The sequence below is a fragment of the Paenibacillus sp. B2(2019) genome, assembly GCF_008370385.1.
Lineage (GTDB): Bacteria > Bacillota > Bacilli > Paenibacillales > Paenibacillaceae > Paenibacillus_AQ.
Window position 1 is genome coordinate 144,518 of sequence record NZ_VTZR01000025.1, and the last position, 11,823, is coordinate 156,340.

The window sequence follows — 11,823 nt, forward strand, 5'->3', positions numbered from 1 at the left end:
CTACAGCATGGATCAGAGTATTATCACTAGCTATAATGAAGCCAAAAAATTATACGCAGCCCATGGGATTGATGTGGAGAAAGTGCTGGAGCGGCTCGCGCAAATTAAGATTTCCATCCATTGCTGGCAGGGCGATGATGTACAAGGGTTTCTTTTTAAAGATAAAGAACTAAGCGGGGGAATAGCAGTAACAGGAAGTTATCCCGGTCGAGCTGGCACGCCAGATCAATTGCGCCAAGATTTAGAAAAGGCATTATCCCTCATTCCAGGCAAGCACAAAGTAAATTTACATGCGATCTATGCAGATACAGATGAAAAAGTTGATTTAGATGAATTGGAGCCACGCCATTTCCAATCTTGGGTAGACTGGGCGAAGGAGCAGGGGCTGGGACTTGATTTTAACCCTACTTGTTTCTCACATCCTAAAGCTGCAGACGGTTTTACGCTAAGTCACTCGGACGATGAGATTCGTAACTTCTGGATTAAGCATTGTAAGGCTTCTCGGACGATTGCCGAGCATTTTGGTAAAGAACTGGGTCAACCTTGCGTGACTAACTTTTGGGTACCAGACGGATATAAAGATACACCAGTCGATCGTTTAGCTCCAAGAGTGCGGTTAAAAGAGTCACTGGATGAGATTTTTAGTGTGGAAATAGATCCTCTCTATAATATTGATGCTGTAGAAAGTAAATTGTTCGGAATCGGTTCTGAGAGTTATGTGGTTGGTTCACATGAGTTCTATATGGGCTATGGTTTAACTCGCGGCAAAGCCATCTGTTTGGATGCCGGACATTTCCATCCTACTGAGATGATCTCAAATAAGCTATCTTCGATTCTTATGTTTAGTGAGCAGCTGCTGCTGCATGTAAGCAGACCCGTCCGTTGGGACAGTGACCACGTTGTAACTATGGACGACGAGCTGCTGGAAATCGCCCGTGAATTGGTACGTGGGGATTTACTCTCCCGAACGAATATCGGACTTGATTTCTTTGATGGCAGTATTAATCATATCGCTGCTTGGGTGATTGGTACACGCAATACCATTAAGGCGTTACTTCGAGCAATGCTCGAACCGGTGGAAGAATTGAAGCAAATCGAGCGGATAGGTGATTACACTTCACGACTAGCGTTGGTGGAAGAATTCAAATCGTATCCGTTTGGAGCCGTGTGGGATTACTATTGTGCATCACAAGATACACCCGTTAGGGAGCAATGGCTGGCTGAAGTAAAGCGTTATGAGCAGGAAGTTCTGTCTGCAAGATAGAGTGTTAGAGTGGATGTGGAGAGCAACATATACAAAGGAGAGATTGACAATGAGTACATCTGTATTAGAATCCAAAGGGTATATTGCCAGTAGTGAGGCTCCATTTATTCAGGAAATGTCAGAGATTACCCGTCATATGTGGGAGCTTGGCTGGGATGAGCTGAATGGAGGTAATGTCAGCTATCTGCTGGATGAGAATGAGGTTGCTAAATATATTAACGTTCTAGAGCCACTACGCACCATTAAACTTACCTTCCCTGTAAAAGAATTAGCCGGCAAATACTTCATCGTGACAGGTTCTGGCAAGTATTTTAGAAATGTGATCAAAGACCCGGAAGCCAATCTCGGTGTGCTTCGTGTTAGTGCCAATGGTGAAAGCGTAGAAGTGTTATGGGGATTACGGAACGGCGCTGTACCTACTAGTGAATTGGCTTCCCATTTCATGAGCCATATTGAGCGACTGAAGGTGGACCCTACGCACCGTATCGTACTGCATACACATGCTACGAATGTTATCGCGATGACCTTCACGCATGATCTGGATGAATTGAAGTTTACGAAGACGCTTTGGGAAATGTGCACAGAGTGCCTTGTTGTTTTCCCAGATGGTGTTAGTGTCATTCCATGGATTGTTCCTGGCAGCAGCGAAATTGGCCGCGAAACCGCGAAGAAAATGAAGGATCACCGCCTAGTGATCTGGCCGCAGCACGGGATATTCGGCACTGGCTCCACTATGGATGCCACCTTTGGTCTAGTAGAGACTGTAGAAAAGGCAGCTACGATCTACAACCTGATTGGTGGAAGAGAAATTAAGCAAAAGATCACAGATCAGCAACTGTGGGATTTAGCTAAGGCGTTCGGAGTAACTCCAAAAGCTGGTATTCTTGAGGTTTAGGAAGTTCGTAATGGGATGAAAACCGGGCGTTCGCAGATTTTGCGGGGTCCGGTTTTTTTATGATTTTTCCTACATAAAGATCTTAAAAATTTGCATTTTCCATCTTCTGGGGAGATAATTAGCCTTACTTAAAGTAATCAAATAATCAATTGGAGGTAATATGTATGAACACTGAGCTATTATTTTCACCTATTCAAGTGGGGAATCTTTCGCTGTCAAACCGAATCGTCATGGCGCCGATGACTCGGGTATACTCACCGGATGGTGTACCAGGAAGTAATGTTGCCGCATATTACCGTAAACGGGCAGAAGGTGGAGTAGGATTGATCGTTACCGAGGGTACAGCTATTAATCATCCTTCGGCAGTCAGCCACGCCAATATTCCCAATATACATGAAGAAGCAGCTTTAGAGGGCTGGAAGCAGGTAGTAGAAGAAGTTCACGCAGCTGGAGGTAAGATCATCCCCCAATTATGGCATGTGGGAATGGCGCGAACTATAGGGGAAGGTCCAAATGTTGAAGCCCTTCCTATTGGCCCTTCTGGTCTGAATTTAGCAGGAGAACCTGTGACAGAGCCACTTACTACAGCTGAAGTTGAAAGCTTAGTCTCAGCATTTGCTCAAGCAGCAGCGAACGCGAAAAAAGTGGGTTTTGATGGTATCGAGATTCATGGTGCACATGGTTATCTGATAGACCAGTTCTTCTGGGAAGGAACGAACAAACGTACCGATCGTTACGGTGGCGATTTGGTTGGTAGAACTACATTTGCAGTAGAGGTTATTGAAGCGTGCCGTAAAGCGGTTGGGCCAGATTTTCCGATCGTGCTACGCTTCTCTCAATGGAAATTGGGTGCCTATGATGAGAAGCTGGCAAAAAATGCAGATGAGCTCGAAAGATTCCTTACTCCACTTAGCGATGCTGGCGTTGATATTTTCCACTGCTCCACTCGTCGCTTCAGCCAACCTGAATTTGAGGGTTCTGAGCTTAATCTCGCAGGGTGGACCAAGAAAATCACGGGGAAACCATCAATTACGGTGGGTTCTATCGGTCTTCACAGTGATTTTTTTGCAGAAGACTCAGCTCAGAAGACAGAAGATAACATTAATGAATTACTAGAAAGAATGGACCGTGAGGAATTTGATTTGGTTGCTGTTGGCAGAGCATTAATAAGCGATCCGGCTTGGCCTGCCAAAGTTCATAGTGGAGCAATAGACGAGATCATTCCATTCACGGCTGAATCGACAAAAACTCTATACTAAAGGGAAAGAACAGCGGGTTATGGACAGCTCTGTTTTTAGAATAATTTTCATTAAGGGCTAATATTATCATAGATATTAAAAAGCGTAATAGGTAAGGAGGATATGGGTTGATAGATATCACAGAAGTCTTCATAGATACTCTAGCACCGAACAGTGCAGCAATTAAGAACGGGCAAGGACTAGTTAAGAAGAGACGATTCGTCCAATTGAATCAGTCGGAAGACGGTGTGGTTCTGTTTGGTGAATGTGGTGGTAGCGGTAGCAGCAACTATTATCCTTCTGCTGATTTTGTTGTTTCTGACAAACCGGTGATGCGTTGTACTTGTCCAAGTAGGCAGATTCCTTGCAAGCATGTCCTCGGATTGCTATATGCCTATGTAGGCAAGGAGATTTTCGTATCTGCAACGATACCTGAAGATCTTGCTGTTAAACGAGAAAAGATGAGTAAGCGTGAAGAACGAAAATCTGAGCTTGCTGCGGAAGGGGCTAATGTTAAGCCCAAGAAAGTGAACAAGTCCGCACTTAAGAAAAAGATTGGAGCTCAACTGGAGGGCTTGGCTGTACTGGAGAAATTGACCCAATCGCTTATACGTGCAGGACTTGGAACAATAGACGCCAAAGGTGTAAAGGATATTCAGGTGCACGTGAAGATGATGGGCAATTATTACTTAACTGGTGCACAAATTGAATTAAGACGATTAGCTTTATTGCTCTCTTCTTCTGACAATCGTGAGAAAACTTATTCATTAGCAATAGAGCAGCTAACCCGAATTCATGCGTTCATTAAGAAAGGGCGCGCTCATCTAACAATTAAGCTGGAAGATCCGGATATGTCTTTGAATCATGAATCTACGATTGAAGAATGGCTTGGTCATGCTTGGCAGCTAACGGAGCTTAAGGAATGCGGTCTGATGAGCTCGGATGTAGAGCTGATCCAGCTTTCATTCCTCAGCTATGATGATGAAGCCAGACAGGAATTTGTAGACCTCGGCTACTGGATAGAAAAATCTACAGGTGATATACATCGTACGCTCCAATATCGTCCTTATAAAGCAGCTAAATATATTCATGAAGAAGATAGCTTCACTGATGTTGCACTTATTCCTTCCTTCTATCGTTATCCTGGTGATCGGAACCGGAGAGTTCGTTTCGAGAATATGTCAACACGGCCTCTGACTAATCAGGATGTAGAGTGGATCGTTTCTAAGGCAGTTCATTCTTATTCCGACAGCTTTAAGCAGATAAAAAATCAGTTGAAGAATCCGCTAGCGGACAAGAATCCTGTGTTGCTGCTGCATGTGAATAAGATTAGCAAATCTCAGCAAGATCAGTTCGTCATTACGGACGAATCGGGCCAGCATTTGGTGTTAGACCAAATAGTAGCACTCGAGCAGGATACACTTGCACTGTTACAATACTTTACACTCGAAGAATTATCGGATACTACGATGCTGCTTATGTTTGAACATCAACTCGATACAGGACGATTGAAAGCACAACCGTTAACCCTTATCAAAGGGATGGAGATGATCCGTCTCTTATATTAAAAAAATTAAGAAAACATAAGATTCACATAAACTTTGGGAGGAATATCCATGAGTACAGCTTTACTACAAGAGCTTCATCAAGAAGTAAACCGGCTGTATATAGCTGGAAGTGAGCTCGCTGCTGAGGATTTCCGCTTAAAGCGGCTATTGCCACAGTTTCAACAGTTAGGTGAACGTGCGCCCATATTCAAAAGGTTAGGAGAGGGAATCGTTGCGGTCATTGAACCAGATCATTCCGAGGGATCTTCCTCTGCTCAGAACCTACAGGAGCTCAGCGTGCTGCTTAGCTCGGTGCTATATACACAGGGGGCGACTTCGCCTGATGGTGAACTGCTTGAGGTGGAAGTCCATCCGGTGAGATTGCCTACTCAGTTCTCATATCGTAAGCTGTCAGCGGTACAGACGGCATTAAAGACTCGTGGGGGAGGACGATATGAGATTATCAAGGAAGCTTTTGAGACAGGATTGTTTAAAGATCTTCGAATGTTTCATCCCGCGTTAGCAGCTCTCCAAGATCCATATGTTGAGATCGCCGAGCTTGTGATGAAGCAGATCCTGCCAGCTTATGGGCCTCAGATTATTCCGATCCTTATCGATCAATTTGATCCTGCTGGAGGAATAGTAGAGACGAGAAAGCTGTACGTGATCGCAGTATTAGGTGGTGATAGCGTTCAGGATCTGATCTATAAAGCTGCAGATTCAGGATCAGAAGATGTTCGGGCCATGGCTATTTCTCTGCTCGCAGGTCAGGGACAATATGAAATTGAATTACTGGCTTGGAGTACAGATAAGAAGAAAAAGATTCGCGAAGCTGCCTATAATGCGCTGGCTAAGAGCGACTCTGCAAATGCGGTGAATCGGCTGCATGAGGCATTTACGGGAAAAGATAGTGAACTTGTAGTTCCTGCATTGAGACAGTGTCAAGCCCAAGAGCTCACAAAACGACTTGTTGTAGAGTTATCAGATATGCTTCAAACCGTCTCAGAGATTATGGGCGATACGAAGAAAAAAGACGGATTATGGAATAAGGTAGTCCAGTATCTTCGGGTTTTATCTTACAAACGCAGTCCTGAACTAGAGAAACTATATTTTAATGTTCTCGAGCAGTATCCATTATATATGAATCAGCTAAAGTGGAATTCATTGATCGAGGAAGCAAACTCCTATTTTAGACAGATAGATTCTATCGAAGCAAGACGTATATTACAGCAAACACTTGAGCGTGATCTTGTCTACTATAGAAACAATAGAAGATATGTGAATGATGTTTTTAAAGATGCGTATCTCTACTTGTCACCAGAGCGTGTGTATGAACAATATGTTGAAGTTCTAAAGCATTATGCGCCATCTTCAACTAGCCATGCTTCTTCAATGGCGCAGCAACTGCTACGCACCATATCTGAAGTTGTAGTTCAAAGATATCATGGAACTTATGATGCAGTTTGGAATTCACCTGTAGACCTGATTCAATATATGTATAAGGTCGAAATGCAGCCGCCCGAGGTACTGGCTGTTCAATGGGATTCACGGTGGCTTGACGCTTTTATAGAGCTGGATCAATACGAACTGGTAAGTGCCTTTGCAAGGCCGGGACATGCCGAAGCAATGCAGTATTTGCTTCGTAAATTGACCGATAATCCTGAATTCCGACATCGGTTTTCCAATATTCTCTTGATGGGCTTAGCACGTACAGGGATAGGTAAACAACGCTTGCAAGAAGCTCTCCTAGTGGCTTTGGAAGATGATAGAAATACAGAATGTCGATTAATTGAACCGTATACGTTTGAACAGCTATGTCAGCTTCCAGCGAGTTTTGCGAGTCGAATAATAACTGTTCTACCTCGATTTAGTGAGGTTGCAGAAGAACAACTTGAGTATGTCATTCGTCTCATGCAAGGACCATCAAACCCAATAGAAGAGGTGTAGCTAACGATGAGTCAAGAACTATTACAAGATATTATGAGGCTTCCAGCAGAAAGATTGTATGAGCATGAGTTGGAAGCGCTTCGTAAAGCGGACACAGGTAAGGTTCCAGCAGGATGGCAGATGTCGCCCCAATCTGTACTGAAGTTTATCGTTGGCGGTAAAGCAGGGAGTACCGAGATTACACCTAAGTACATTGGTAACAAGCGATTAATAGAGATGGCGATAGCCACGCTGGTAACTGATCGTGCGCTGCTGTTAATCGGTGAGCCGGGTACAGCAAAGTCATGGTTATCTGAGAATTTATCAGCTGCTATATATGGACAATCAGGACTTGTCGTACAAGGTACTGCGGGTACGAGTGAAGAGCAGGTGCGCTATTCGTGGAACTACGCAATGCTGCTTGCACAAGGCCCTACGGCGGAAGCGCTAGTGAAGAGCCCCATTATGCGAGCGATGGAGGATGGGGGCATTGCACGTTTTGAGGAGATATCTCGTTGTGCATCTGAGGTACAGGATGCGTTGATATCCATCTTATCGGAGAAGACGATATCCGTTCCTGAGCTAGGTAAGGAGATGAGTGCGCGCAAAGGCTTCTCGATCATTGCAACAGCTAATACGAGAGACCGTGGTGTAAATGACATGTCAACTGCCTTGAAGCGACGGTTTAATATCATCGTCCTTCCAGCCCCTGCGGATTTGTATACTGAAGTTGAGATTGTGAAGAAACGGGTTCGTGAAATTGCCTCTTCCTACGATTTGCAAGCGGCGCTCCCTGCAGATGAAGCTTTACATAAGGTCGTGACCATCTTCCGTGAGTTGCGTAGCGGGATGACATTGGATAAGAAGGAGAAGGTGAAGTCTCCAGCAGGTGTGATTTCCACAGCTGAAGCGATCTCGCTCTTAACGAATAGTATGGCGCTGGCCGCAAGCTTCGGTAATGGAGAACTGACGGACGAAGATCTGGCCGCAGGGCTGCAAGGTGCCATTGTGAAAGATGATGATAAGGATCAACTTGTCTGGAGAGAGTATCTCGACAATATTATGAAGAAACGTGGCGCAGATTGGCGGGGGTTATATACGGCTTGTAAGGAGATGAACTAGTGGAGAGCGAAACTACTGGAGCAGGCGTGCATATTTTTGGGGTGCGGCATTTGTCTCCTGGTGGTGCGCAGCATCTATTGAGCTTCCTTCATGAAATAGAGCCCACAGCTGTGTTAATTGAGGGTCCATCGGATGCCACACCTGAGATTCGCCATGTCATCAACATAACAACCAAACCTCCTATTGCCATTCTAGCTTTTACGGAGGAAGTTCCTGTGCGTACAGCCCTATGGCCGCTTGCGCTATATTCCCCCGAATATCAAGCGATGAGATGGGCGGAGCAGCAAGGGGCTTATACAGCTTTTATAGATTTACCTTCATCAGTGGTCATCGCGTTACAGGATATACGAACCAAAAGTAGAGATTCTGTTGAACAGAGCGATGAATCTGAAGTTAACAATACAGTTGAGAAGGCTCCTGAAGAAGCATCTCTACATGATAGAGTAGCTGAGCTGGCTGGTGAGCTTGATTATGATATGTATTGGGAGCGCAATTTCGAACACAACACTAGCAAGGGTGCATATCAGGAAGCAATTATTTCTTTCTCATCCCAAATGCGTCAGATTTCTGAAGAAAATGAGAGACATAACAACGTAATAGAATATGCACACAATACGATACGTGAAGCTTATATGCGTCGTCAGATTCAGGATACAATCGCTGCTGGCCATCAACCAAATAAGATCGTTGTTGTATGTGGAGCATACCATGCAGCGGCGCTTGCTGATCTGGCATCTGGTATGTCAGATGAGGAGATAGATGCTCTTCCTTCTCTAAATTCGAAGCTAACACTTATGCCCTACACGTACTATAAGTTATCTTCTTTGTCTGGCTATGGAGCAGGTAACCTCGCTCCTCATTATTATCAAATGATGTGGGAACGTATGATGAATGGCTCACTTGAAGACTTGCCGAATCATTATCTGTCTACCGTAGCCAGATACTTGCGCAATACAGGGACACACCGTTCCACAGCGGAAATTATCGAAGCCGTTCGCTTAGCTGAATCATTAGCTGCCCTTCACGGTGGAAGTGCTCCGACGTTAAGAGATCTAAGAGATGCTGCGCTGACTTTACTGGGGCGTGGAGAGCTTAGTGTGATCGCTGAAGCGCTTGCTCGTACAGATATCGGTACTGCTATTGGTGAGCTGGCAGAGGGGATCAGTCAGACGCCGATTCAAGATGATCTGAATCGGCAATTAAAGCGCTTGAAGCTTGAGAAATATAAGACCCCAGTTGCAAATGATCTTGAACTAGATCTCCGAGAGAACCGAAGAGTGTCTTCTGAGGAAGCTGCTTATTTAGACTTAAATCGTTCCTTTCTTTTTCATAGGCTCAGATTACTTGGGATCGATCTAGTGAACATAAGAGCAAGTGGTCAGACTAGCGCAACGTGGGCAGAGCATTGGGTAATGAAGTGGTCTCCTGAAGTTGAGATCCAGGTCGTTGAATCTACGCTACTTGGGGAAACAATTGAGATTGCTTCAGCTTATGTATTGCAACAAAAATTAGATGGCAGCAGTACCATTGCGGAGGCGTCAGCACTTATTCGAACAGCTTATGAGTGTGGAATGATACACCAGATGGAGGCAGGACGGCAGACGCTTCAGCGTCTAGCTGTTGATACTCGAGATGTGGTGCAGATTGCTGCTTCCATTCATGAGTTATCTCTTCTGATTCAATATGGCGATGTTCGACGGATCGATACCAAACCGCTCATTCCGTTGCTTGAACAACTGTTCAGACGAGCCTGTCTGTTCTTGCTGGATGCGAGCCAATGTAACGATGAGGCTTCAGGTGAGATGCTTAAAGCTATGAACATACTGAATCAGGCAGCTATTGCGCATAGTGAGGAATTAGATGAGCTGTTGTGGATACAAGAGCTGAAACACTTGTCAGAGAGGGATGACTGCAATCCGCGTTTATCTGGAGTGGCGTGTTCCATTTTATTGGAGCGTAATGCGATGACTGCACAGCAATGTTCAGAAGAAGTATCGAGGCGCCTGTCGCCAGGTATACCCGCAGAACTTGGAGCAGGCTGGTTCGAAGGGATGTCTATGCGTAATCGATATGTACTGTTGTCTCGATTAAGTCTGTGGGAACAATTGAATGAGTATATTAATTCATTAGATGATGAAGAATTTGTACGTGCATTAGTGTTTTTACGGCGTGCTTTCAGCACCTTTGAACGAAGAGAAAAGACGATGATTGCCGAGCTTCTAGGGGAGTTGTGGGGTGTGAACACCGAGCAGGCTGCTGAGATTCTGACGGGTGAGCTGAAGGAGGCCGAAGCGAAGATGATTGAGGATTTGAATGAATTTGACTTTGGAGATATATGACGATGAGTACATCCGTGGATTTAAGTGTTGTAGCTCGGTGGCGCCTTATTCTTGGTCAGTCTGCAGAAGAGCAATTGACGGTTTCTAGCGGAAACGCAAGTATTCACCTGTCTGAAGATGAACTCATCATGGACCAAGCACTGACTGCTATCTATGATGAGACGAGCGATATCGTAAATAGTGGTGCTGCTAACTCTTCGGCTACGGGACAAAGAGGAGCGGGATCAGGTAAATCTGCACCCCGGTTGGCAAAATGGTTAGGAGATGTTCGCAATTTCTTCCCAGAGGATATCGTATCGGTTATTCAACATGATGCGATGGAGCGGAAGGGCTGGAAGCAATTATTGTTTGAGCCGGAAGTTCTGGCAACAGTGAAGCCTGATATACAGCTAGTAGGTACACTACTTTCGCTAAAAGGGAAAATTCCTGAGAAGACAAAAGATACGGCTCGCCTGTTAGTGAAGGCGGTTGTGGATGATCTTGTAAAGCGTATGGAGGAAGATCTGCGTCGGGCGGTGACGGGTGCACTGAATCGCAGAGAGCATTCTCCATTACCGTCACTTAGTGGTATAGACTGGACACGGACGATAAAACGCAATCTGAAGCATTATGATGCAGAGCGACAACAGATTATCCCTGAGAGATTCTACTTTTATGATCGGGCAAGACGCAGTAAGGAATGGACAGTCATTGTGGATATCGATCAGAGTGGTTCTATGGCAGAATCAATTATTTGGGCTTCAGTAGTTGGTTCTATTTTTGCAAGCATCCCATCGCTTAGTACCCGAGTAGTTGTATTTGATACAGAGGTCGTTGATCTGACAGAGCAATGTGCGAACGATCCTGTTGACATGTTATTCGGGATTCAGTTAGGTGGCGGTACAGATATACAAAAGTCTGTTGCTTATTGCGAACAGTTTATTGATCAACCGAAGAAGACCTTATTTATCGTTATTTCGGATCTTTATGAAGGTGGGAACCAGGCAGGCTTAATCCGTCGTATGCGTCATCTGAAGGAATCTGGAGTTAGAACGATGTGCTTGCTGGCTTTATCTGATGAAGGCAAACCTTTCTATGATGAGCATGTGGCGAGATCTTTGACTCGCGATGGAACGCCCTGTTTTGCGTGTACACCTGCACTGCTGCCACAGTTAGTAGAAGGTGCACTAAAAGGACAGGATCTTACTGAATTAGCAAAGAAACTTGGTACAAAAGGGATTTAACAAGAGTCGTGCTATTACAAGTTTCATTAAAAGCGATATTCAGACAAGAACTGTGATTCATTACAGTTTTTGTGGCGTATATAAATATCATACCCCCCTTTATACAATATAATTTGGCCCTGTCGCTCGTCGGCAGGGTATTTTTTTATGGAAGTCTTTAGAAGAGCTATTATCCTGACCTATTAAAATTTTCTTTTGGAGTATGCTCTGCTCTCACGCTGTGGTAAAATAGACCTGATTTTTCAAAAAAATACGCAAGTTAAGTTTTT

At 44.6% G+C, this 11,823-nt stretch carries 8 protein-coding genes; all 8 read left to right on the forward strand.

Annotated elements, in window-relative coordinates:
- The first annotated feature begins 7 nt into the window (after positions 1–7).
- The 8 genes from rhaA to PAENI_RS25690 all read left to right on the forward strand — a co-directional run bounded on the left by rhaA (position 8) and on the right by PAENI_RS25690 (position 11,554).
- Positions 8–1,264, forward strand: a complete 1,257-nt coding sequence (rhaA, locus tag PAENI_RS25655) for an L-rhamnose isomerase (protein WP_149647184.1) — start codon at positions 8–10, stop codon at positions 1,262–1,264.
- Positions 1,265–1,313: 49 nt separating this feature from the next.
- On the forward strand, positions 1,314–2,159 hold the full coding sequence (gene rhaD, locus PAENI_RS25660; RefSeq protein ID WP_042128469.1) for a rhamnulose-1-phosphate aldolase: 846 nt from the start codon (positions 1,314–1,316) through the stop codon (positions 2,157–2,159).
- Positions 2,160–2,323: 164 nt separating this feature from the next.
- On the forward strand, positions 2,324–3,418 hold the full coding sequence (locus PAENI_RS25665; protein WP_149647185.1) for an NADH:flavin oxidoreductase: 1,095 nt from the start codon (positions 2,324–2,326) through the stop codon (positions 3,416–3,418).
- Between the two features lie 107 nt (positions 3,419–3,525).
- Positions 3,526–4,965, forward strand: a complete 1,440-nt coding sequence (locus PAENI_RS25670) for an SWIM zinc finger family protein (protein ID WP_149647186.1) — start codon at positions 3,526–3,528, stop codon at positions 4,963–4,965.
- A 48-nt stretch (positions 4,966–5,013) separates the two neighbouring features.
- Positions 5,014–6,891, forward strand: a complete 1,878-nt coding sequence (locus PAENI_RS25675; protein ID WP_149647187.1) for a HEAT repeat domain-containing protein — start codon at positions 5,014–5,016, stop codon at positions 6,889–6,891.
- Positions 6,892–6,897: 6 nt separating this feature from the next.
- The gene (locus tag PAENI_RS25680) at positions 6,898–7,992 is read left to right on the forward strand and encodes an ATP-binding protein (protein WP_149647188.1); all 1,095 of its coding nucleotides are present in this window, start codon (positions 6,898–6,900) and stop codon (positions 7,990–7,992) included.
- Positions 7,992–10,331, forward strand: a complete 2,340-nt coding sequence (locus PAENI_RS25685) for a DUF5682 family protein (protein WP_149647189.1) — start codon at positions 7,992–7,994, stop codon at positions 10,329–10,331. The genes PAENI_RS25680 and PAENI_RS25685 overlap by 1 nt, the downstream gene beginning before the upstream one ends.
- A gap of 2 nt (positions 10,332–10,333) precedes the next feature.
- Positions 10,334–11,554 (forward strand): VWA domain-containing protein, encoded by a 1,221-nt coding sequence (locus PAENI_RS25690; RefSeq protein WP_149647190.1) that lies wholly within the window; start codon positions 10,334–10,336, stop codon positions 11,552–11,554.
- Positions 11,555–11,823: the final 269 nt, after the last annotated feature.